A 23131-nucleotide genomic window follows, 5' to 3' on the forward strand; every position below is an offset into this window, starting at 1 on the left:
TGGACCGACCAGCCGAGCGGCCCGGAGTCGCCGGCGGAGGATCCGCAGGGGAGTGCACGATGACCGCGATCCGAACGCGAGGGGCCGGGTGCGAACGGCCCGCCGCTCCGTGGGGGCGCACATGACGCGCGAGGTCCTCGACGCTCTCGAGCAGGCGGCGGAGCTCACCCGGCGCCACGTCGGGCACCCCGAGCGCGCCGCCGCGCTCGCCCTGCGCCTGCACCGGGTGACCGCTCCGACCGAGCTCGTCTACACGCGGTTCCCGCCGACCCTCAGCCTGGTGCTGGCCGGCCGGAAGCGCTCGGTGGTCGGCGACTCCGACGAGCGGTGGGGCGCCGGCCGCTTCCTGATCACCCCCCGTCGACCTGCCGGTGGTGGCGGCCGTCGTGGAGACCGGCGACCGCGGCGACTTCCTGTCGGCCAACTGGCGTCTCGACCCGCTCGTGGTGGCCGAGATCGCGGCGCTCGCCCCCCGGACGGCCCCGCGGGCTCCCGCCCCGCGGATCGGCACGGTCACGGAGGAGATGGCCGACTCGCTGCGCCGACTCTTCCGTCTGCTCGACGCCCCCGCCGACATCCCGGTGCTGGCCCCCGCGATCACGCGCGAGCTCGTGCTGCGGCTGCTGCAGACGGACCAGGCGCCCCGGCTGCTCGCCGCGTCCAGCACCGTCCGCTCGGAGGCCGTCTCCCGTGCGGTCGAGGCGATGAGCGCGTCGCTCTCGCGCGGATGGACCCTCGGCGCGCTCGCCGCGGAGGCGGGCACCAGCGTGCCCACACTCACCCGCCGCTTCCGCGAGCTGACCGGGATGTCGCCGCTGGGCTACCTGCGGCGGCTCCGCCTCGGGGAGGCCAGGAGGCTGCTCCTGGTCCGGGGCGACACCGCCGCGCAGGCCGCGGCCGCGGTCGGCTACGCGAGCGCGTCGCACTTCGGGCGCGACTACCGACGCGCCTACGAGACGACCCCCGCGGCCGACGCTGCGCTCCACCCCGGGCCGCTCGTCCAGATCCACTGAGCGGCGGGCGCTGTCGCGGGGACTCCGAGCGGCGCGTGCCGCGGCGTCAGACGCGGGCGCCGACGATGCCTCCGTCGACGTCGAGCGTCGTGCCGTGGACGTACGAGGCCTCGTCCGAGACGAGCCAGCGCACGGCCAGGGCGATCTCGTCCGGACGTCCGGGCCGGCCGGCGGGGGTGGACGCGGTCATCTGCTCCAGGATCGCCGCGGCGTGCTCGTTGCCGGGCGTGAGGGTCGCGCCGGGCGCGACGGCGACGACGCGCACGCCGCTCGGGCCGTACTCGGCCGCCCACGCCCGCGTGAGGTGCTCCAGCGCCGCCTTGGTCGCGGGGTAGAGCGCGGTTCCCGGCGTTCCCACCCGTCCCATCCACGAGGTGATGTTGACGACCACTCCGCTCCCGCGCTCGGCCATGGCCGGGGCGATCGCCGCGACGAGCTGGTGCGGCACGCGGATGTTCGTGGTGAGGAGGGACTCGACATCGGCGTCGCTGAGGTCGGCGGTCGGCCCCACCGGGAACACTCCGGCGTTGTTGACGAGGACGTCGATCCGCCCGTCGAGGAGGGTCAGCGCCCGCTCGGCAACGGCGCGGGTCTCCTCCGGCGTGCCCGCGAGGTCGGCGACGAGCGCGGAGGCGGTGCCCCCGTCGGCGCGGATGCCGCCGACGACGGACCCGACCCGCTCGGGGTCGCGTCCGTGCACGAGGACGTGAGCGCCGGCCCCGGCGAGCCGGCGGGCGATGGCTGCGCCGATCCCGCTCGAGGATCCGGTGACGAGGGCGTGGCGCCCGGCGAGGGAGCCGGGTGCGGAAGGGGCGAGGAGCTCGGTGTCTGTCATGGCTCCAGCCTCCCGGCGGCGCGGGAGGCGGGCTGTCCCGATCCGATCGGGTGCTGACCCGATCCGCTCAGGGCGCCTCAGCGGCCGCCTCTCGGCCCTCGTCCACCCGGGACTCCGGCCCGCGCGAGCCCTCCCGGTAGCCTGGAGCGCATGACCGACAGCCAGCACGTCCGCTCCCGCGAGGCCTCGTCCGGCCGCGACCTGACGTACCCGCCGCTGCCCGAGGCGCTCGTCGTCCCCGTCTACGACAACCACACGCATCTCGAGATCGCCGACGGCCTCGAGCCGCTCGACCACCGCGAGCAGCTCGACCGGGCCTCCACCGTCGGCGTCCGCGGCGTCGTCCAGGTCGGCACGGACGTCGAGACGAGCCGCTGGTCGGCCGAGCAGGCGGCGAGCGAGCCGCGCATGCTGGCCGCCGTCGCGATCCACCCCAACGAGGCGCCCGAGCTGGAGCAGCGCGGCGAGCTCGACGCCGCCCTCGCCGTGATCGCCGAGCTGGCGGAGCAGCCGCGGGTGCGCGCCATCGGCGAGACCGGGCTCGACTTCTTCCGCACCGGCGAGAGCGGCCGCGCCGCGCAGTTCCGCTCCTTCGAGGAGCACATCCGCATCGCGAAGGAGCACGACCTCGCGCTGCAGATCCACGACCGCGACGCGCACCGCGAGGTCATCGAGACCCTGCGCCGCGTCGGCGCCCCCGAGCGCACCGTCTTCCACTGCTTCTCCGGGGACGCGGAGATGGCGCGGATGTGCACGGACGAGGGCTGGTACCTCTCCTTCGCCGGCACCGTGACGTTCAAGAACGCCGAGCCGCTGCGGGAGGCGCTCGTCGCGACTCCGCGGCACCTCATCCTGGTCGAGACCGACGCGCCGTACCTCACTCCGTCGCCCTTCCGCGGCCGCCCGAACGCGCCCTACCTCCTCCCGCACACCCTGCGCTCGATGGCCGCGACCCTGGAGACCGACGTCGGCCACCTCGCCGCGACGATCGCGTCGAACACGGAGGCCGTGTACGGCGAGTGGGGCGGCGAGGTCGGCTCCGAGCCGACGGAGCCGGTCGGACCCCTCGCATGAGCGGCCGCCACGCCGCCGAGCCGACGGGCGCCGCGATCCCGCGCCTGCTGGGCCCGGCCGAGATCCGCGACCTCGCGGGCCTCCTCGACGTCACGCCGACCAAGAAGCTCGGCCAGAACTTCGTGCACGACGCCAACACGGTCCGCCGCATCGTCAAGCTCGCTCGGGTGCGCCCGGGGGAGACCGTCGTCGAGATCGGCCCCGGCCTCGGATCGCTGACCCTCGGCCTGCTCGAGGCGGGCGCGCAGGTCGTGGCCGTCGAGATCGACGGGCGCCTCGCCGAGCAGCTGCCGCGCACCGTCGAGCTGATGGCGCCGGGCGCCGATCTCGCGGTCGTGCACGCCGACGCGATGAAGGTGCTCGACCTGCCGGGGGATCCGGTCCGGCTCGTCGCCAACCTCCCGTACAACATCTCGGTGCCGGTGCTCCTGCACTTCCTCGAGCACTTCGCCAGCATCCGGTCCGGAGTGGTGATGGTGCAGTCCGAGGTCGGGCACCGGCTCGCCGCCGGTCCCGGCTCCAAGGTCTACGGCGGCCCGAGCGTCAAGGCGGCGTGGTTCGGCTCCTGGACGACGGGCGGCGCGGTCTCGCGTCAGATCTTCTGGCCGGTGCCGAACGTCGACAGCGTGCTCGTCGCGTTCGACCGCGGCGAGGAGCCGGGCGACGAGACCCTGCGCCGCGCCGTCTTCGCGGTCGTCGACGCGGCGTTCGCGCAGCGGAGGAAGATGCTCCGCCAGTCGCTCGCGACCCTCTTCGGCGACAGCGCCGCGGCGATCGTCGCGCTCGAGCGCGCCGGCGTCCCGCAGACCGCGCGCGGCGAGGAGCTGGACGTCGCCGCCTTCGTCCGCCTGGGCCGCGAGCTCGATCCGGCGCGGGTCCCCGTGCGCGGCGCGGCGGTGCCCGACGGGTCGCTGGCGGAGACCGACGGGGACGACGCGGGCGGCGACGGGGAGCCCGCCCCGGGTGCGGACGAGGGCGCCTCCGCCACCCTGTAGCGTGGATGCATGGCCCACCGCGCGACGTCGAACCGGGTCCACGCGCGGGCGCCCGGCAAGATCAACGTGTTCCTGAAGGTCGGCGCCGTTCGCGACGACGGGTACCACGAGCTGGCCACCGCGTTCCAGTCGCTCTCCCTCTACGAGGACGTGTTCGCGGAGGAGGCGGCCGACTTCTCGGTCTCCTTCTCGGGCTCGATCGACACCTCCCGCCTGGCCGTCGACGGCTCCAACCTCGCGATCAAGGCGGCTCGGGCGCTCGCCCGGGCGACCGGCTACCGCGGCGGCGTGCACCTCGAGATCGAGAAGAACGTTCCCATCGCCGGCGGCATGGGCGGCGGCTCGGCCGACGCGGCCGCGACCCTGCTCGCCTGCGACGCGCTCTGGGGCACGGCGTGCACGAGGGAGCAGCTGCTGGGCATCGCCGCGAGCCTCGGCGCCGACGTCCCCTTCTCCTTCACCGGCGGCACTGCGATCGGGGTCGGCCGAGGCGACGAGCTGAGCCCGGCGCTCGCCAAGGGCCGCTTCGAGTGGGTGCTGGTCCTCTCGGAGGAGGGCCTGTCGACCCCCGAGGTCTACAGCGAGCTCGACCGGCACCGCGAGCGCCACCTGCACGACTTCCGCCCGATCTCGGCGACCCCCGCCATCGATCCCAACGTGCTGCAGGCCCTCCGCGCCGGCGACGCCGCCATGCTCGCCGACGCGATGCACAACGACCTGCAGGCGCCGGCGCTGCACCTGCAGCCCGGGCTCGCCCGCATCCTCGAGCTCGGCGAGGGCCGCGGAGCGCTCGGCGGCCTCGTCTCGGGGTCCGGCCCGACCGTCGCGTTCCTCGCTCCGGACGCCGATGCGGCGGCCGACCTGCAGCGCGAGCTGAGCTCCGCGCGGCTGAGCGCCGTGCGGGTGTCCGGCCCGGTCCACGGGGCTCGCCTGCTCTCGACCTAGTCGCGGAGGCGGTGCCTCCGGAGCGGGGCCCGCGAGCCTCGCGCCCGGCGCCCTCCACAGACGGTCCGCAGAGAAGTTCCGACCTCGTGGCTTAGAGTGCCGCTCATGTCCCGTCGAGCCACCCTCTTCGCGATCCTCTCCGGGATCGTGGCCGCCGTCGTCGCCCTCGCGGCCGCCGAGGTCGTCGCGGTCTTCACCGGATCGGGCGGCAGTCCGCTGGTCGCGGTCGGCGGGTTCGTCATCGACATCGTGCCCCCGGGCGTGAAGGACACGGTCATCGCGCTCTTCGGCACCGGCGACAAGCTCGTGCTGCTGGTCTCGATCGGCCTCGCGATCGCGCTGCTGGCCGTCGGCGCGGGAGTCCTCGAGTACCGCCGCCCGCCGTTCGGCGTGCTGCTGCTGGCCGTCGTCGCGGGCGCCGGTGCGCTCGCCGCCGTCAGCCGCGAGGGCGCGTCCGGGATCGACGCGGCGCCGAGCGTCGTGGGCATGGTGGCCGGTGCCGCGGTGCTCCGCTCGGCCTCCGTCCGCCTCCGCGACTGGCAGGAGGAGCGCGAGAGCGACTCCCCGGACCGCCGGTCGTTCCTCCGCCTGGTCGGGATCGCCGGAGTAGCCGCGGTCGCCGCCGGCATCGGCGCCCGCTTCCTCACGTCCGCCTCCGCCGCCGTCACCGCCGTGCGCGAGGCCGTGTCCCTGCCGGCTCCCGCCTCGGCCGCCGCGCCCGTCCCGGCCGGCGCCGTGCTCGACGACATCGACGGCATCAGCTCCTACGTCACTCCCAACGCCTCGTTCTACCGGATCGACACCGCGCTCTCGGTGCCGTCGGTCGAGCCCGCCGACTGGTCGCTGAAGATCACCGGCATGGTGGAGGAGGAGATCGAGATCACCTGGGACGAGCTGCTCGCGCTGCCGCTCGAGGAGCACCTGGTCACCCTGTCCTGCGTGTCCAACGAGGTCGGCGGCGACCTTATCGGCACCGCGCTCTGGCTGGGCTACCCGATCCGCGAGCTGCTGGCCCGGGCCCGCCCGACCGCCGGCGCCGACATGGTGCTCTCGCGGAGCATCGACGGCTTCACCGCCTCCAGCCCGCTCGACGTGCTGCAGGACGAGGACCGCGCGAGCCTGCTCGCCGTCGGGATGAACGGCGAGCCGCTCCCGGTCGAGCACGGCTTCCCCGTCCGGATGGTCGTCCCCGGCCTGTACGGCTACGTCTCGGCGACGAAGTGGGTCGTCGAGCTGAAGGTCACGACCTTCGCGGAGGACCTGGCGTACTGGTCGACGCGCGGCTGGACCGAGCGCGGTCCGATCAAGATCGAGTCGCGGATCGATGTGCCGCGCCAGGGCCAGCCCGTCGAGGCGGGGACGGTCGCCGTGGCGGGAGTCGCCTGGGCGCCGCACACCGGCATCGCGAAGGTGGAGGTGCAGATCGACGGCGGCGCCTGGCAGGAGGCGCGCCTCGCCGAGCAGGTCACCGCGGACACGTGGATCCAGTGGGTCCTCGAGTGGGACGCGACGGCCGGCGACCACGTCGTGACCGTGCGCGCCACCGACGCGGGCGGCACGGTGCAGACCACGGTCGAGCGCCCGCCCGCTCCTGACGGTGCCACGGGACTGCACCGCCGCTCGGTGTCCGTCTCGGAGCCGGCACCCGCGGGCTGAGGTCCGGGGGCCGCGACCCGGCCGCACTGTGATCGACCCGCGGCGGACCGCTCAGGCGGCACCGCCTAGGCTGGATCCCTATGGCACATCTGCTGGGCGCCGAGGCGCTGCGACTCGAGTACCCCACACGCGTGATCTTCGACGACGTCTCCCTGGGGATCGAGGAGGGCGACCGCATCGGGATCGTCGGACGCAACGGCGACGGCAAGTCGACCCTCCTGCGCCTGCTCGCGCAGCGCATCGAGCCGGACAGCGGCCGCGTCACGCACCGCCGCGGCGTCACGCTCGGGATGCTCGACCAGGCCGACACGGTCGATGAGGACCTCACCGTCGCCCAGGCCGTCGTCGGCGGGCTCCAGGAGCACGAGTGGGCGGGCGACGCGCGCACCCGAGACGTGATCGCGGGCCTGCTGCGCGACGTCCCCTGGGACGGAGTGGTCGGCTCCCTCTCGGGCGGGCAGCGGCGCCGGGTCGCCCTCGCGAAGCTGCTCGTCGGTGACTGGGACGTCGTCTTCCTCGACGAGCCCACCAACCACCTCGACGTCGAGGGCATCGCCTGGCTCGCCGAGCACCTCAAGCGCCGCTGGGCGGCGTCGTCGGGCGGGCTCGCGGTCGTCACCCACGACCGGTGGTTCCTCGACGAGATCTGCACCGCCACCTGGGAGGTGCACGACCGTCTCGTCGAGCCGTTCGAGGGCGGGTACGCGGCGTACATCCTGCAGCGCGTGGAGCGCGACCGGATGGCGTCGACCATGGAGGCCAAGCGCCAGAACCTGATGAAGAAGGAGCTCGCCTGGCTCCGCCGCGGCGCCCCCGCCCGCACGGCGAAGCCCAAGTTCCGGATCGACGCCGCGAACCAGCTGATCGAGGACGAGCCCCCGGTGCGCGACTCGGTCTCGCTCTCGCAGCTCGCCGTCTCCCGCCTGGGCAAGGACGTCGTCGACCTGCTCGACGTCACCGTCCGCTACGGCGAGCGGACCGTCCTCAACCGCATCGAGTGGCGGATCGCGCCCGGCGAGCGCACCGGCATCCTCGGCGTGAACGGCGCCGGCAAGTCGACCCTCCTCGGCCTGGTCGCGGGCAGCGTGGAGCCGACGAGCGGCCGGGTGAAGCGCGGCACCACCGTGCGCGTCGCGATCCTCGACCAGCAGCTGCGCGAGCTGACCGGGGTCCAGCACCGGCCCGTCCGCGAGATCATCGCGGAGCAGCGCACCAGCTACTCCATCGGCGGCAAGGAGATGACCCCGGGCCAGCTGCTCGAGCGGCTCGGCTTCTCGAGCGCGCAGCTCTCGACGCCGGTGAAGGACCTCTCGGGCGGTCAGCGCCGGAGACTCCAGCTCCTGCTCATCCTGCTCAGCGAGCCCAACGTGCTGATCCTCGACGAGCCGACCAACGACCTCGACACCGACATGCTCGCCGCGATCGAGGACCTGCTCGACTCCTGGCCGGGCACCCTCCTCGTCGTCTCGCACGACCGGTACCTGCTCGAGCGCGTCACCGACCAGCAGTACGCCGTGATGGACGGCGCGTTCCGCCACCTGCCCGGCGGAGTCGAGCAGTACCTCGACCTGCGCCGCGCGCTCGAGAAGGGCGCGCCCGCGGGGGCCTCGTCGGGCTCCTCCTCCGCCGCGCCGGCGTCGAGAGGACTCGCGGGGGCCGAGCGCCGCACCGCCGAGAAGGAGGTGTCGGCGATCGACCGGCGCCTGCACAAGCTCACGCAGCTGACGAAGACCGTGCACGAGAAGATGGCGACGCACGACCAGGACGACTACGACGGCATCCTGGCGCTCAACGCCTCGCTCCGAGCCTACGAGGACGAGACGGCCGAGCTCGAGCTGCGCTGGCTGGAGCTCTCGGAGCAGCTCGAGGGCTGACGCCGCTTTTCTCCGCGGCACCGGCAGCTGTCCCGTACCGCGTGGGCGGGCCGCCGTCGCGGGCCCGTACCGACCGGCTCAGCCGAAGTCGAGGGAGAGCTTCCGGAGGAGCTGCGCCAGCCGCTCCTGCTGGGCGTGGGTGAGCGCGCCGAGCAGCTCCTGCTCCGCGTCGACCAGGCGGGTGATCGCCGCGTCGACCCGGGCGAGCCCCGACGGCGTCATCTGCACCAGCACGCCGCGCCCGTCGTTCGGGTCGTCGAGGCGCTCGACCAGGTCGCGCTCGACCAGCCGGTCGATGCGGTTGGTCATGGTGCCGCTGGTGACCATGGTCGCCTGGAGGAGCTGCTTGGGGCTCATCCGGTAGGGCGCGCCCGCGCGCCGCAGGGCCGAGAGCACGTCGAACTCCCACGTCTCGAGCTCCGACCGGCCGAAGGCGCTGCCGCGCGCGCGCTCGAGCTGCTTGGCCAGCCGGCGCATCCGCGAGAAGACCTGGAGCGGCGTGAAGTCGAGATCGGGCCGCTCCCGGACCCAGGCGTCGACGATCCCGTCGACCTCGTCATTCGCACTCACCCGTCCATTGTGGCGGCTGGGCGGCTCGGGGGACGCCGGGAGGCGGACGGGCCGGGAGGCGGGGACCTCCCGGGCCGCCGTCGTCCGCCCGAGCGACGGCCGCCCGCGCCCGAGGCGGGGCCGGGGGCGCGGGGGTGGCAGGATGGACGGCGCGCGATCGCGCGGTCCGCCATGGTGTAACGGCAGCACGGCAGCCTTTGGAGCTGTCCGGTCCAGGTTCGAATCCTGGTGGCGGAGCGGCACCAGGACGGTGCGCTCACGGAGGAGAACGCGAAGAACATGGCAGACAGCACGCTCGCCGTCGTGATCCTGGCGGCAGGCCAGGGCACCCGCATGAAGTCCCGCACCCCGAAGGTCCTGCACCGCCTCGCCGGGAGGCCGCTGCTCGGGCACGTGCTCGACACGGCCGCCTCGCTCGACGCGGCGCACGTCGTCACCGTGGTGCGCCACGAGCGCGACCGGGTCGCCGAGGCCGTCCTCGAGCACACCCCCTCCGCGCTGGTGGTGGACCAGGACGAGACGCCCGGCACCGGCCGCGCGGTCGAGCAGGGCCTCGCGGCGCTCCCGGAGTCCTTCGCCGGCACGGTCGTCGTGCTGAGCGCCGACGTCCCGCTGCTGGACGCGCCGACCCTCCGCCGCCTGCTCGACGAGCACCTCGCCGCGGCGAACGCGCTCACCATGCTCTCCTGCGTGCTCGAGGACCCGACCGGCTTCGGCCGGATCGTCCGCGGCGGCGACGGCGCCTTCGCCTCCATCGTCGAGCAGAAGGACGCGAGCCCCGACGAGCTCGACCTCACCGAGATCAACGCCGGCGTCTACGCCTTCGACGCCGCCGCGCTCCGCTCGGTCATCGGCGCGATCGGCACCGAGAACGCCCAGCGGGAGAAGTACCTCACCGACGCCGCCGCCGCGCTCAAGGCCGCCGGCCGCGCGATCGAGGCCGTCCCCGTGCAGGACCGCTGGCTCGTGGCCGGGATCAACGACCGCGCCCAGCTCGCCGACGCGGCGCTCGAGCTCAACGCGCGCATCGTGCGCCGCTGGCAGCTCGAGGGCGTCACGATCCAGGACCCGGCGACGACCTGGATCGACGTGGACGCGGTCCTCGCCCCGGACGTCGAGATCCTCCCGGGCACGCAGATCAAGGGCCCGACCGTCATCGCCACCGGTGCGGTCATCGGCCCGGACACCACGCTCGACTCCTGCGAGGTCGGCGAGGACGCGGTCGTGAAGCGCTCCGACGCGACGCTCGCCGTCATCGGCGCGAAGGCCCAGGTCGGCCCGTTCTCGTTCCTCCGCCCCGGCACCGTGCTCGGCGCCCGCGGCAAGATCGGCACCTACGTCGAGACCAAGAACGCCGTCATCGGCGAGGGATCGAAGGTCCCGCACCTCTCCTACGTCGGCGACGCGGTCATCGGCGAGGAGTCGAACATCGGCGCCGGCTCGATCTTCGCCAACTACGACGGGGTGAGCAAGGCGTCCTCCGTGGTGGGCTCGCACGTGCGTGCGGGGTCGCACAACGTCTTCGTCGCCCCCGTTAGAATCGGTGACGGAGCGTACACGGGCGCCGGCACGGTCATCCGCAAGGACATCCCCGCCGGAGCCCTCGGGATCACCGTCGCTCCGCAGCGCAACATGGCCGGGTGGGTGCAGACCCACCGTCCGGGCACCGCAGCGGCCGACGCCGCCGAGGCGGCCCTGGCGTCGGATCCCACCGGATCCGACCAGGCGCCCACCGGAGGAAGCGGAGCACAGTGACCGGCATCACCGCCAGCAACAAGAAGAGCCTGGTCCTCGTCTCGGGGAGGGCGCATCCGGCACTGGCGGAGGCGGTCGCCGCCGAGCTCGGGACCGAGCTCGTCACGACCGAGGGGCGCACCTTCGCCAACGGCGAGCTCTACGTCCGCTACGGCGAGTCGGTCCGCGGAGGCGACGTGTTCGTCCTCCAGTCGCACACGTCCCCGATCAACGAGTGGCTGATGGAGCAGCTGATCATGGTCGACGCGCTCAAGCGCGCCTCCGCCAAGCGGATCACCGTGGTCGCCCCCTTCTACCCCTACGCGCGCCAGGACAAGAAGGGCCGCGGCCGCGAGCCGATCTCGGCCCGCCTCGTCGCGGACCTCTTCAAGGCGGCGGGAGCCGACCGGATCATGTCGGTCGACCTGCACGCGGCGCAGATCCAGGGCTTCTTCGACGGCCCCGTCGACCACCTCTTCGCGATGCCGGTGCTGCTCGAGCACTTCCGCGAGAAGCTCGACCCCTCGACCCTCACCATCGTCTCGCCCGACATGGGCCGCGTCCGCGTCGCCGACATCTGGAGCGACAAGCTCGGCGTCCCGCTGGCGATCATCCACAAGCGCCGCGACCCGAAGGTCGCCAACCAGGTCTCCGTCCACGAGATCGTCGGCGAGGTGAAGGGCCGCGTCTGCCTCCTCGTCGACGACCTCATCGACACCGGGCGCACCATCGCGAAGGCGGCCGAGGCGCTGAAGAAGGCGGGCGCGATCGGCGTGGTCGTCGCGGCCACCCACGCCGTCTTCTCGGATCCGGCGGTCGAGCTCCTGAGCTCCGAGTTCATCGACTCGGTCGTCGTCACCGACACCCTGCCGCTGCCGGCGGAGAAGACGTGGGACCGCCTGACGATCCTGCCCATCGCTCCGCTGCTGGCCCGCGCCATCCACGAGGTCTTCGACGACGGCTCCGTGACGTCGATGTTCGACGGCGACGCGTAGGACCCCGCGCCCCGGGTGCGCCCTGCACGGCGCACCCGGGTCCCGCCCCGGCTCCACCGCCTAGGGTGAGGCCGTGCCCCAGCGTTCGGATGCGACCCTCGCCCTGGCGGCGGTCTTCCTGGTCTGGTCGCCGGCCGCCGCGGTGGCGGGCTGGTGGCTGCTCCTCGGGCTCGCCGTCGTGGCGGCCGCCGCGGCCCTGGGCGCCGTCGCCGACGCCGGGCGCACCGTCCACGACGGCCCCTCCTCCGAGTGGCTCGGGATCGTCGGGCGCGCCTTCGCCTCGGCCGCGCTGGCCCTGACCGCGGCCCAGTCGGTCCTCGGGGGAGCGGCCCGGCCCCTGGCCGTCCTGCTGCTCGTGGCCGTCGCGCTCTTCGGTCTGCGCGGCGGGCGCCTCCCCGCCCGCCCGGTCCTGCTCCTCGTCGGTGCGGTCGTCGTCCTGCTGGCCGCCGCCGCCGTGCTCGTGCTGGCGTCCCGTCCGGACCCCGCGCCGCTCGACCCGCTGCGCGACGGAGGGCCGCTGGGAGCCGGCACCGCCGCGGCGCTGCTCCTGATCCTCCTGCCGACCTCCCGCTCCGGCGCGGTGACGGCTCTCCGCCCCGCCCTGCTGCGCATCGGGATCGCCACGGCGGCCGCCGCCGCGCTCGGCACCGGTCTGCTCCTGGCGGCCGGTCCCGAGGTCCTCGCGTCCTCGGAGACCCCCCTGAGCGCTGTCACCCGGGGCACGCCCGCGTCCGGGCTCGTCGGGGCCGCCGCGGTGATCGCGGTCCTGCTCGCGCTCCTCGACCTCGGGAGGAGGGATGCGCGCGCCCTCGTCCGTCTCGCCGGCGCGGGGGAGATCCCGGCAGTGCTCGCCACCAGGAACCGCAGGACCGGCGTGCCGGCGGCGGCCCAGCTCGTCCTCTGCCTGGTCGCCGTGCTCGCGGTCGTGATCCTCGACGCCGACGCGCTGCTCGCCTTCGCCGTGGCCGCTCTGCTGGTGGCGACCATCGTGCGGCGCCTCGACCACGGAGCGGCCGGGGCGAGCGGGCCCGCCCTCGCGTCGGCCGCGGTCTCGCTGCTGCTCCTGCTCGCCCTCCCGGCGGCCACGGCGGCCGCCGCAGCGGTGCTCCTGGCGGCGCTTCTGATCGCGCGGGCGTTCCGGACCTGAGGGGTCAGCCGGCCCGGGCGTCGAGCGCCCGCTCGGGGAGCCGGACGCCACCGCCCGGCTCCGCTGACGACAGGGGAGCTCTCTCCGCAACGAGGAAGGCGCCCCCGCCCGAGGATCCGTGGATCCTGCGGGCGGGGACGCCTTCCCGTGCGACGCGGGTCAGTGCGTGGAGGGGTCCTGCTCGACCTCGGTGCGGTCACCCGACCACAGCGTGTGGAAGGTGCCCTCCTTGTCGACGCGCTTGTAGGTGTGCGCTCCGAAGAAGTCGCGCTGGCCCTGAACGAGAGCGGCCGGGAGGCGCTTGGAGGCGAGCGAGTCGTAGTACGACAGCGCGGCGCCGAAACCGGGGATCGGCACGCCCGAGAGCGCGGCGGTCGAGACGATGCGGCGCCAGGCGGCCTCGCCGTTGGCGACGGCCTCGGCGAAGTACGGGTCCTCGAGGAGGGTCGTGATGCCGGCGTTCTCGTCGTAAGCGTCGACGATGCGGTTGAGGAACTGGGCGCGGATGATGCAGCCCGCGCGCCAGATCTTGGCGACCGCGCCCTTGTCGATCTCCCAGCCGTACTTCTCGGCCCCGGCGATGATCGCGTCGAAGCCCTGCGAGTAGGCGACGACCTTGGAGGCGTAGAGCGCGGCGCGCACGTCGTCCTCGAAGCCCTCGTACTTCTCGACCGGGGTCGGGCGCGAGGTGACGCGGGCCTGCACGGCCTCGCGCTGCTCGGGGTGGGAGGACACGGCGCGGGCGAAGACGGCCTCGGCGATGCCGCCGACGGGGACGCCGAGGTCGAGCGCGTTCTGCACGGTCCAGACGCCGGTGCCCTTCGAGCCCGCCTGGTCGAGGACGACGTCGATGAAGGGGTTGCCGGTGTCGGCGTCGACCTGGCGGAGCACCTCGGCGGTGATCTCGATGAGGTACGACTCGAGGTCGCCCTTGTTCCAGGCGTCGAAGACCTCGGCGATGGCGGCGGGCTCGTGTCCGCCGACGGTGCGGAGCAGGTCGTACGCCTCGGCGATGAGCTGCATGTCGGCGTACTCGATGCCGTTGTGGATCATCTTGACGAAGTGGCCGGCGCCGTCGGTGCCGATGTGGGTGACGCAGGGCTCGCCCTCGGCGACCGCGGCGATCGACGAGAGGATCGGGCCGAGGGTCCTGTAGGACTCGACCGAGCCGCCGGGCATGATCGACGGGCCCTTGAGCGCGCCCTCCTCGCCGCCGGAGATGCCGGTGCCGACGAAGTGGATGCCGGTCTCGCGGACGGCCTTCTCGCGGCGGATGGTGTCGGTGAAGAGCGCGTTGCCGCCGTCGACGATGATGTCGCCGGGCTCGAAGACCTTCGTCAGCTGCTCGATCACGGCGTCGGTGCCGCGGCCGGCCTGGACCATGATGATCGCGGTGCGCGGGGTGGCGAGCGAGGCGGCGAAGTCCTCGATGGTCTCGGACGCGACGAAGCCCGCCTCCGGGTGCTCCGTGATGAGGGTCTCGGTGCGGCCGTAGGAGCGGTTGAACACCGCGACCGTGTTGCCCTCGCGGCTGGCGAGGTTGCGGGCGAGGTTCGAGCCCATCACCGCCAGACCGACGACTCCGATGTTGGCTGTGGCGGTGGGCTTGTCAGACACGGTTCTCCTCGACGTTCGCGTTCAGGGGCGAGCCCAGGCTAGCCCCGGGTCGCTCCGGGGAGCTCGGGTCCGAGCCGTCTCCCGGCTGCACATCGGTCGTGCGGCGCGCGCACGGTCTTGCGCGCGCCGCGACGACCGCGACCGGAGCCGGTCAGGCGCCGTGGCCGAGGGGGACGCGCTCCGACGGGATCGGCGGCGGCGGGGGAGTGCCGTCGCCGAACGGGCGGCCGCCGAGCTCCTCGCGGCGCGAGGGGACGAGCCAGCCGGAGAGGTCCGGGCCCTTGGGGACGACGCCGGTCGGATTGATGTCCCGCTGCACCTCGTAGTAGTGCGACTTGATGTGGGTGAAGTCGATCGTGTCGCCGAACCCCGGAGTGGCGAACAGGTCGCGCGCGTAGCCCCAGAGCGCGGGCATCGCCGACAGCAGGTTCCGGTTGGCCTTGAAGTGGCTGTAGTAGACGGCGTCGAAGCGGGCGAGCGTCGTGAAGAGCCGCACGTCCGCCTCGGTGATGGTGTCGCCGACCAGGTAGCGGCGGGTGCTCAGCCGCTCCTCCAGCCAGTCCAGCCGCGCCCAGAGGCGGTCGTAGGCCCGGTCGTAGGAGCGCTGCGAGCCGGCGAAGCCGCACTTGTAGACGCCGTTGTTCACGTCGTGGAAGACCAGCTCGGCGATCTCGTCGATCTCCTCGCGGTGCTCCTCGGGGTAGAGGTCGGGGGCGCCGTCGCGGTGGAACGCGGTCCACTCGGTGGAGAAGTCGAGCGTCATCACCGGGTAGTCGTTGGTGACGACCTGGCCGCTCGGGATGTCCACGAGGGCCGGGACGGTGATCCCGCGCGGGTAGTCGGGGAAGCGGGCGAAGAACGCGTCCTGGAGGCGGGGGATGCCCAGCACCGGGTCGACCCCGCCCGGGTCGAGGTCGAAGGTCCAGCTGCGCTTGTCGTGGGTGGGCCCGCAGATGCCCATCGAGAGGGCGTCCTCGAGCCCGAGCAGGCGACGCACGATCACGGCGCGGTTCGCCCACGGGCAGGCGCGGGAGACGACGAGGCGGTAGCGCCCGGCCTCCACCGGGTACCCGTCGCGGCCGTCGGCGGTGATCCGCGTCGGGATGTAGTTCGTGTCGCGGTGGAAGCCGTTCTTCTCGACGTAGGAGCCGAAGTCGTCGCTCGTCATACCCGCACGGTAGGCGGTCCGCCTGGACGTCCGGCTACGAGTCCGGCGGCGTGACCGCCTGCTGGCGGGCGGCCGCGATGCCGGGTAGGATCGGCAGCTGAACTTCGGCGAGGGATGCACGTGCATCCGTGATCGACGCGGTGGAAGCAGGCGAGGCCCCCACGGGGCGCCACGGACTTCTCCTCACGCTGACATGCGTTCGAGTCGACAAACCGTCCGTGGCCGCAGGCCACGACCCGATCCGGTGGCGTGCGCGCCGCCCAAGGAGAACATCATGGCTGAACTGACCAACAAGGTCGTCGTCGAGGTCCGCACCTCGTTCGGCAAGGGCGCCGCCCGCAAGATCCGCGCGCAGGACAAGATCCCCGCGGTCCTCTACGGCCACGGCACCGAGCCCCAGCACCTCACCCTCCCGGGCCACCAGGTGCTCCTGCTCACCCGCAAGGCGAACGCGATCCTCGAGCTCGACATCGAGGGCGCCGCGCAGACCACCCTGGTGAAGGACATCCAGCGCGACCCGGTGCGCCAGATCATCGAGCACATCGACCTCGTCGTCATCAACAAGGGCGAGAAGGTCGAGGTGGACATTCCCGTGCACGTCGAGGGCGACGCCGCTCCCGGCACCCTCGTCTCGATCGAGTCGAACACCCTCTCGCTCGAGGTCGACGCCACGCGCATCCCGCAGAACATCATCGTCTCCGTCGAGGGCCTCGAGGCCGGCACGCAGATCACCGCCGCTGACGTCACGCTCCCCGAGGGCGCCACGCTGGTCACCGACGCCGAGGTGCTCATCGTCAACGTCACCGCCGAGGTCGAGCAGGACCTGGGCGAGGACGACGAGACCCCGGCCTCGGGCGACGTCGTCGCCGAGACCGCGGAGTAGTCCGCACCACCCCGGGAACGGGCCCGCTCGCAGCCGCGGCGGGCCCGTTCCGCGTCCGGCGGGGGAGTCCCTCCGCCGCCCCCGAGGAAGAGGAACGACATGGGTGACACCTGGCTGGTCGTCGGACTGGGCAACCCGGGAGCGCAGTACGCGCGCAACCGGCACAACGTCGGCCAGATGGTGCTCGACGAGCTCGCGACGCGGATCGGCGGCTCGTTCCGCCGGCACAACCGCGCCAACGCCGTGGTCGCCGAGGGCTTCCTCCGCCCGGGCGGGCCGAAGCTCGTGCTGGGCAAGCCCAACAGCTTCATGAACCTCTCCGGCGGGCCGACGGCGCAGCTGCTCGACTTCTACTCGATCGACCCGGCGCACCTGATCGTCGTGCACGACGAGCTCGACATCCCCTTCGACACCCTGCGCCTCAAGCAGGGCGGCGGTCACGGAGGGCACAACGGCATCCGCGACATCCTCGCGGCGACCGGAGGAGCCGAGTTCCTGCGCGTGCGGGTCGGCATCGGCCGCCCGCCGGGCCGCCAGCAGGCCGCCGACTTCGTGCTGAAGGACTTCGCCGGCCCGGAGCGCGAGGCGCTCCCGATCCTGGTCTCGGACGCCGCCGACGCCGTCGAGCTCATCGCCGACTCCGGCCTCTCCGCCGCCCAGCTGAAGTTCCACACCAGCGCCTGACCCGCCCTCCACCGAGGGAGCCCCGAACCGGCGAGGGAGATCGCAGCCCCGGGCTCCCTCGACGGTTCGGGGTTCCCTCGGCGGTCGGCCCGCGGGGCGGCCGTAAACTGGACCCGTGCCCCTCAACGAGATCATCTCGGCGCTGTCGCGCGCCTCCACGTTCGACGATGCTCTCGCGTACGCGGTGCGGGACGCCGACTTCTCGGTGGCTGACGGCCTCCGGGTCCCCCTGCTCGCGGGCCTGATCGAGAGGCGCGCGGAGGCGGGACGCCCGCAGGCGGCGCTGGTGGTCACGGCCACGGGCCGCGACTCCGAGAACGTGCGCGCCTCTCTCGGCTGCATGCTGCCGGATGCGGACGTCGTCGAGTTCCCCGCGTGGGAGACGCTGCCGCACGAGCGCCTCAGCCCGAGCGCCGAGATCGTGGGGCGGCGCCTGGACGCGCTGCGGCGGATGAAGCAGTGGTCCGGCGAGCGGCCCCTCGTGGTGGTCGCCTCCGTGCGCGCGGCGCTGCAGCCGGTCGCCGACAACCTCGCCGACATCGAGCCGATCCGACTCGTGAAGGGCGCCCGCGGCTACGACCTCGGCCGCATCTCGGCCGAGCTGGTCGACCTGGCCTACGCCCGGGTCGACATGGTCACGCGCCGCGGCGAGTTCGCCGTGCGCGGCGGCATCCTCGACGTCTTCCCCGCGGTGGCCGAGCATCCGAGCCGAGTGGACTTCTTCGGCGACGAGGTCGACTCCATCCGCGGCTTCTCCGTGGCCGATCAGCGCTCGCTCCCGGGCGAGGCCGACTCGGTGGTCCTCCCGCCGAGCCGCGAGCTGCTGCTGGTGCCCGCGGTGAGGCAGCGGGCCCGCGAGATGCTGCACGAGTTCCCGAGCCTGTCGGCGATGCTCGCGAAGATCGCCGAGGGCATCCCGGTCGAGGGCATGGAGTCGCTCGCCCCCGCGTTGCTGGAGCGGCTGGTCCCGATCTCGCACTACCTGCCCGAGGGGGCGGCCGTCGCGGTCCTCGCCCCCGAGCGCGTGGCGACGCGGGCGATCAGCCTCGCCGAGACGAACCGCGAGTTCCTGCAGGCGGCCTGGAGCGCGGCGACCGCCGGCGCCGAGGCCCCCATCGACCTCGCCTCGGGCGAGTTCATCTCGCTCGGCGCGCTCCGCGACTCCGTGAAGCTCAGCGCCCCGGGCGCCGACGCTCCCGACCACCCCTGGTGGACGATGAGCACGTTCCGCCAGGGCCCCGCCGCGGGCGAGGCCGAGGTGCTGCCGGAGGAGCTCGGGATCGACGAGATCCTCGCCGTCCGCGTCGAGGGCGAGCCGGTCCCCGGATTCGGAGCGAGCGTCGAGGGCGCCCTCGCCCACGTCCGCGCGCGCCTGGCCGACGGCTGGACCGTGGTCCTGACCGCGCCCGGCACCGGCACGGTCGAGCGCACCGACCAGGTCCTCGCCGAGCACGAGGTCGCCGCCCGCATCGTCGCCGACCTCCCCGCCGGGCTCGAGACGGGTCTGGCCTACGTGGTCCAGGCCTCCGTCGATCACGGCTTCGAGGTGGAGGAGGCGAAGCTCGCCCTGCTCACCGACACGGAGTTCTACGGCCGCACCGTCGGCTACGACTCCCGAGCGGTGAAGAAGCTCGCCTCGCGCCGCAAGAACGTCGTCGACCCGCTGCAGCTCACGCCCGGCGACTTCGTGGTGCACGCCACCCACGGCATCGGCCGGTTCGTGGAGCTCTCTCAGCGCGAGGTCTCCAGCGGGGGCCGCAACGCGATCAAGACGCGCCGCGAGTACCTGGTGCTCGAGTACGCCCCCAGCAAGCGCGGCTTCCCCGGCGACAAGCTGCTCGTCCCCACGGACCAGCTCGACCTGCTCTCCCGCTACGTCGGCGGCGAGGCTCCGGCGCTGAGCAAGATGGGCGGGAGCGACTGGGCGCAGGCCAAGAGCAAGGCCCGCCGCGCGGTCCGCGACATCGCGGTCGAGCTCGTGAAGCTCTACTCCGCCCGGATGGCCTCCCGCGGGCACGCGTTCCCGCCGGACACCCCCTGGCAGCGCGAGCTGGAGGAGGCGTTCCCGTTCGCCGAGACCCCCGACCAGCTCACCGTCATCGACGAGGTCAAGGCCGACATGGAGCGGCCGATCCCGATGGACCGCCTGCTCTCGGGCGACGTCGGCTTCGGCAAGACCGAGGTCGCCGTGCGCGCCGCGTTCAAGGCGATCCAGGACGGGAAGCAGGTCGCGATGCTCGTGCCGACCACGCTGCTCGTCCGCCAGCACCTCGAGACGTTCCAGGAGCGCTTCGCCGGCTTCCCCGTCCACCTGCGGGCGCTCAGCCGGTTCCAGAGCGCGAAGGAGTCGAAGGAGACGATCGAGGGCCTGGCCGACGGCACCGTCGACATGGTCATCGCGACCCACCGGCTCCTCAGCGACAACATCGTCTTCAAGGACCTCGGCCTGCTCGTGATCGACGAGGAGCAGCGCTTCGGCGTCGAGCACAAGGACAAGCTCAAGGCGCTGAAGAAGAACGTCGACATCCTCTCGATGAGCGCCACGCCCATCCCGCGGACGCTCGAGATGGCGGTGACCGGCATCCGCGAGATGTCGACCCTCGCGACCCCGCCGGAGGAGCGCCACCCGATCCTCACCTTCGTCGGCCCCTACTCCGAGAAGCAGGTGTCGGCCGCGATCCGCCGGGAGCTCCTGCGCGAGGGCCAGGTGTTCTTCGTGCACAACCGCGTCTCGACGATCAACCGCGTCGCCTCGCAGCTCGCCGAGCTGGTTCCCGAGGCGCGGATCGCGGTCGCGCACGGCAAGCTCAGCGAGTCGCAGCTCGAGCGGATCATCGTCGACTTCTGGGAGCGCAAGTTCGACGTCCTGGTGTCGACGACGATCGTCGAGACCGGCCTCGACATCCCGAACGCCAACACGCTGATCGTCGACCGCGCCGACAAGTACGGTCTCTCGCAGCTGCACCAGCTGCGCGGGCGGGTCGGCCGCGGCCGCGAGCGCGCCTACGCCTACCTCCTCTACGACGAGACGAAGCCGCTGAGCGAGACCGCGCACGACCGGCTGCAGACCCTGGCCGCCAACTCGGACCTCGGCGGCGGCATGCAGATCGCGCTGAAGGACCTCGAGATCCGCGGTGCGGGCAACCTCCTCGGCGGCGAGCAGTCCGGGCACATCCAGGGCGTGGGATTCGACCTCTACCTGCGGATGATCGGCGAGGCCGTCGACACCTTCCGCGGCGAGGTCGCCGAGGGGCAGACGGAGCTGCGGCTCGAGCTGCCCGTCGACGCGCGCATCCCGGAGGAGTACGTCGACAGCGAGCGGCTGCGCCTGGAGGCGTACCAGAAGCTGTCGGCCGCGTCGTCGCCGACGGCGAAGGAGGGGAGCATCGACCTCGTGGTCGAGGAGCTGACCGACCGCTACGGCGAGCTGCCCGAGGCGGTCGAGAACCTCATCCTGGTGTCGAGGCTGCGGATGCGCGCACAGAAGGCGGGCCTGAGCGACGTGGTCGCGATGGGCTCGAACGTCCGCGTGGCTCCCGCTCATCTGCCCGACTCGATCCAGGTGCGCCTGCGCCGGATGTACCCGACCGCGAAGTACCTGCAGCAGGCCGACGCGGTCGTCGTGCCGATGCCCGTGCTCGACGGCGTCCCGCTCGGCGACCGGGCGCTCATCCAGTGGGTGGCGTCGCTCCTGGACTCGCTGTTCCCGGAGCCGGTCACCGTCTGAGGTCCTCGGGGCGGCGCTCCCCGGAGGCGCGCCGCCCCGCTCCGGCGGCCGTCGCCGCTGCGGGAGGGCCCGCTGGCAGGATGGAGGGCATGCCGCTCCTCGCCGCCCGACGTCCTCGAGAGCCGGAGCCGCTCGCCGGCCCGCTGGTCGCCGTCCGCGGGGTCGCGGTCCGCGCCTCGGGGGTCGAGCTGCTCGCCCCGTGCTCGCTCGAGGCGGAGGCGGGGGAGCGCGTCGCGGTGACGGGCCGCAACGGCACCGGCAAAACCACGCTCCTGCGGGTGATCGCCGGCCTCACCGCTCCGAGCGAGGGAGTCGTGGCGGTGGCCGGGCGCGCCCCGGAGGAGCGCTCCGCCGCCCACCGCCGCGCCGTCGCCGCCCTGATCGGCACCCCGCCCTTCGAGCGGGACCTGACCCTCGAGGAGCACCTCGCGATGGTGGCCGTCTCGTGGGGCGCGCCGGTCGCCGACGCCCGCCGCGAGGCCGCGGCAGGTCTCGACGCGCTCGCGCTCGCTCCGCTCGCCCGCCGCTTCCCGCACGAGCTCTCCTCCGGGCAGACGCAGCTGTTCTCCCTCGCGCTCGTGCTAGCCCGGCCCTCGGCGGTGCTGCTGCTCGACGAGCCGGAGCAGCGGCTCGACGTCGAGCGGGTGCCGCTGGTGGCGGAAGTCCTGCGGCGCGCAGCCGCGTCCCGGGCACTCGTCGTCGCGACCCACAGCCCTGTGCTGATCCAGGGTCTGGGCGCGCGGGTCGTCGAGCTGGAGCGGGCGTGACGCGCGCGGAGAGGGCTCGCGTCGCCGAGGTGCGGGCTCTGCACCGGCACCGCGCCGCGGCTCCGCCGAGTCCGCGCGCCTACGCGGGCTACCTCGCCGCGATGACCGTCCTCGTCGTCGTCCTCCCCGTCGCCCGGGCCCTCGCGCTCCTCGCCGCCGAGGCGGGAGCCGCGCCGGAGCCGCTGATCGCCCTCGCCGCGGGTCTCGCCCTGCCCGCCGCCGTGCTCCTGGGTCGGGTGCGCGGACCCGCGGTGGGCGAGCCGCACACCACGGCCGTGCTGCTCGCGACCGATCTGCGCCGCTGGGCGGTGCTCCGCCTGCCCGTGGTCCGGGCGTCGGCCGGTCTCGTGGCGTGCTGCTCCGCCGTCGCGTCGCTCCTCGCCCTCGCCGCCTCCGCGCCGCTCCTCGCGGCCGTCGTCGGCGGCGCCGCGTTCGCCGGCCTCCTCGCCGTCGCCTGGCTCGCCGGTCAGTGCCTGCCCTCGCGCCTCCCCGCGCTCGCGGCGGGCCTCCTCGTCTCCCTCGCGGTCCTCGGGGCCCTCCTGCCCGGTGCGCCCACGCCGGGCGGCCTCCTCGCCTCGGCCGTGAGCGGAGCGGAGGAGGTGCGCGCCGCGACCGTGCTGCTCGCGTCGGCCGCGGTCGTCCTGGCCGCGGCGCCCCGGCTGCTCGACGCCGCGCGCGGATCTCGGCTCCTCGCCCAGGCCCGGCAGTGGTCGGCGACCGCCCGGCTCGGAGCGACGGGCGACCTCGCCGAGTCGCTCGACGGGTACCGCGCCCTCCCGGCGGTCGGGCGGGGGCTCCGAGCGGTCCGCCTCTCCCCGTTCGCTCTCGCGGTGCCGGTGCGCGACGCGATCGGCGCGCTGCGCACTCCCGGACGCTCGGCGGTCGCGGTCGTCGCGCTGGCCGCCGCCGGCGCCGCCGCCGTGCTCGCCGCGGTCGTGCCGTCCTCCCTCCTCGCGCTCCCGGCCGCCGCGGCGGGCGTGCTCGCCTACCTCGGCGCCGGCGTCTGGAGCGACGGCTTCCGCCACGCCGCCGCGACCGCGGGACAGCCGGCGCTCCTCGCGCCCGGCCCGTTCGAGCTGCTCCTCCTGCACGCCGTCCTCCCGCTGGTGCTCGCGGTCGGAGTCGCGATGCTCGGCGCCCTCGCCGCCTCGCTGCTGCTCCCGGGCGCGGCGGTGCCGGTGGCCGCCGCGACCGCCGTCGCCGCCGTCGCCGCGCGGGCGATGGACGCGACCCGGGGTCCGCTGCCGCCGCAGCTGCTCAGCCCGGTGCCGCTCCCGATCGGGGACGGCGCGGGAGTCGCGGTGGTCCTCTGGAACCTGGCGGCTGCACTGGTCAGCGCCTCGACCGCGGTGTCCGTCGCGGCGTCACCCGGGCTCCTCGCCGCGGTGCCGCTCGTCGCCGGCGGCTGCCTCCTCGTCGCGCGGCGGCGTCTCGCGCGGGCCTGAGG

The 23131-nt window shown here is 73.8% G+C and carries 18 protein-coding genes and 1 tRNA gene; 15 read left to right on the forward strand and 4 right to left on the reverse strand.

Annotation, left to right across the window (positions count from 1 at the left end; all coding sequences use genetic code 11):
- Positions 1-374 precede the first annotated feature (374 nt).
- Complete coding sequence (locus C5C82_RS08515; protein ID WP_258066039.1) at positions 375-1013, forward strand: AraC family transcriptional regulator; 639 nt, start codon at positions 375-377, stop codon at positions 1011-1013.
- Between the two features lie 46 nt (positions 1014-1059).
- Here C5C82_RS08515 and C5C82_RS08520 read toward each other — a convergent pair whose 3' ends face one another.
- Positions 1060-1848 carry an SDR family NAD(P)-dependent oxidoreductase gene (locus C5C82_RS08520; RefSeq protein WP_104354919.1) on the reverse strand — a complete coding sequence of 263 codons (789 nt, stop codon included), beginning with the start codon at positions 1846-1848 and terminating at the stop codon, positions 1060-1062.
- Positions 1849-1998: 150 nt separating this feature from the next.
- Between C5C82_RS08520 and C5C82_RS08525 the strand changes: the two genes are divergently transcribed.
- From C5C82_RS08525 to C5C82_RS08545, 5 genes are all read left to right on the forward strand, one after another.
- Positions 1999-2922, forward strand: a complete 924-nt coding sequence (locus C5C82_RS08525) for a TatD family hydrolase (RefSeq protein WP_104222332.1) — start codon at positions 1999-2001, stop codon at positions 2920-2922.
- On the forward strand, positions 2919-3917 hold the full coding sequence (gene rsmA / locus C5C82_RS08530; protein WP_181134422.1) for a 16S rRNA (adenine(1518)-N(6)/adenine(1519)-N(6))-dimethyltransferase RsmA: 999 nt from the start codon (positions 2919-2921) through the stop codon (positions 3915-3917). Before C5C82_RS08525 ends, rsmA begins: the two co-directional genes overlap by 4 nt.
- 9 nt (positions 3918-3926) lie before the next feature.
- A complete protein-coding gene (locus C5C82_RS08535; protein ID WP_104222334.1) occupies positions 3927-4862 on the forward strand; it encodes a 4-(cytidine 5'-diphospho)-2-C-methyl-D-erythritol kinase in 936 nt (311 codons plus the stop codon).
- Positions 4863-4967: 105 nt separating this feature from the next.
- Positions 4968-6518, forward strand: a complete 1551-nt coding sequence (locus C5C82_RS08540) for a molybdopterin-dependent oxidoreductase (protein ID WP_104354920.1) — start codon at positions 4968-4970, stop codon at positions 6516-6518.
- 80 nt (positions 6519-6598) lie between these two features.
- Positions 6599-8392 carry an ABC-F family ATP-binding cassette domain-containing protein gene (locus C5C82_RS08545; RefSeq protein ID WP_104295501.1) on the forward strand — a complete coding sequence of 598 codons (1794 nt, stop codon included), beginning with the start codon at positions 6599-6601 and terminating at the stop codon, positions 8390-8392.
- A gap of 78 nt (positions 8393-8470) precedes the next feature.
- On the opposite strand, the gene C5C82_RS08550 is transcribed toward C5C82_RS08545, so the two are convergent.
- Complete coding sequence (locus C5C82_RS08550; RefSeq protein ID WP_104222340.1) at positions 8471-8962, reverse strand: MarR family winged helix-turn-helix transcriptional regulator; 492 nt, start codon at positions 8960-8962, stop codon at positions 8471-8473.
- 165 nt (positions 8963-9127) lie between these two features.
- Here C5C82_RS08550 and C5C82_RS08555 point away from each other — a divergent pair.
- The 4 genes from C5C82_RS08555 to C5C82_RS08570 all read left to right on the forward strand — a co-directional run bounded on the left by C5C82_RS08555 (position 9128) and on the right by C5C82_RS08570 (position 12838).
- Positions 9128-9199: transfer RNA gene (locus C5C82_RS08555), tRNA-Gln, on the forward strand.
- 42 nt (positions 9200-9241) lie between these two features.
- Positions 9242-10717: a bifunctional UDP-N-acetylglucosamine diphosphorylase/glucosamine-1-phosphate N-acetyltransferase GlmU gene (gene glmU, locus C5C82_RS08560; RefSeq protein ID WP_104295534.1), complete on the forward strand. Its 1476-nt coding sequence runs from the start codon at positions 9242-9244 to the stop codon at positions 10715-10717.
- Positions 10714-11691, forward strand: coding sequence for a ribose-phosphate diphosphokinase (locus tag C5C82_RS08565; RefSeq protein ID WP_104250639.1), 978 nt, complete (start codon positions 10714-10716; stop codon positions 11689-11691). The genes glmU and C5C82_RS08565 overlap by 4 nt, the downstream gene beginning before the upstream one ends.
- Before the next feature lie 73 nt (positions 11692-11764).
- Positions 11765-12838, forward strand: coding sequence for a hypothetical protein (locus C5C82_RS08570; protein WP_104354921.1), 1074 nt, complete (start codon positions 11765-11767; stop codon positions 12836-12838).
- 159 nt (positions 12839-12997) lie between these two features.
- On the opposite strand, the gene gndA is transcribed toward C5C82_RS08570, so the two are convergent.
- Together gndA and C5C82_RS08580 are read right to left on the reverse strand one after the other, a co-directional pair.
- Entirely contained in the window at positions 12998-14455 is a 1458-nt protein-coding gene (gndA, locus tag C5C82_RS08575; RefSeq protein ID WP_104233684.1) for an NADP-dependent phosphogluconate dehydrogenase, read from the reverse strand.
- 151 nt (positions 14456-14606) lie between these two features.
- The gene (locus tag C5C82_RS08580; RefSeq protein WP_104226929.1) at positions 14607-15623 is read right to left on the reverse strand and encodes a glutathione S-transferase family protein; all 1017 of its coding nucleotides are present in this window, start codon (positions 15621-15623) and stop codon (positions 14607-14609) included.
- A gap of 274 nt (positions 15624-15897) precedes the next feature.
- Between C5C82_RS08580 and C5C82_RS08585 the strand changes: the two genes are divergently transcribed.
- The 5 genes from C5C82_RS08585 (at position 15898) to C5C82_RS08605 (ending at position 23129) form a co-directional block, all read left to right on the forward strand.
- Positions 15898-16506: a 50S ribosomal protein L25/general stress protein Ctc gene (locus tag C5C82_RS08585; RefSeq protein WP_104354922.1), complete on the forward strand. Its 609-nt coding sequence runs from the start codon at positions 15898-15900 to the stop codon at positions 16504-16506.
- Between the two features lie 99 nt (positions 16507-16605).
- A complete protein-coding gene (pth, locus tag C5C82_RS08590) occupies positions 16606-17190 on the forward strand; it encodes an aminoacyl-tRNA hydrolase (protein ID WP_104222352.1) in 585 nt (194 codons plus the stop codon).
- Between the two features lie 115 nt (positions 17191-17305).
- On the forward strand, positions 17306-20917 hold the full coding sequence (mfd, locus tag C5C82_RS08595) for a transcription-repair coupling factor (RefSeq protein WP_104324660.1): 3612 nt from the start codon (positions 17306-17308) through the stop codon (positions 20915-20917).
- Positions 20918-21006: 89 nt separating this feature from the next.
- Positions 21007-21684 carry an ATP-binding cassette domain-containing protein gene (locus tag C5C82_RS08600; RefSeq protein WP_104268002.1) on the forward strand — a complete coding sequence of 226 codons (678 nt, stop codon included), beginning with the start codon at positions 21007-21009 and terminating at the stop codon, positions 21682-21684.
- Positions 21681-23129 (forward strand): hypothetical protein, encoded by a 1449-nt coding sequence (locus C5C82_RS08605; RefSeq protein ID WP_104268003.1) that lies wholly within the window; start codon positions 21681-21683, stop codon positions 23127-23129. Before C5C82_RS08600 ends, C5C82_RS08605 begins: the two co-directional genes overlap by 4 nt.
- Positions 23130-23131: the final 2 nt, after the last annotated feature.

The sequence above is a fragment of the Rathayibacter sp. AY1D5 genome (assembly GCF_002932515.1).
GTDB lineage: Bacteria > Actinomycetota > Actinomycetes > Actinomycetales > Microbacteriaceae > Rathayibacter.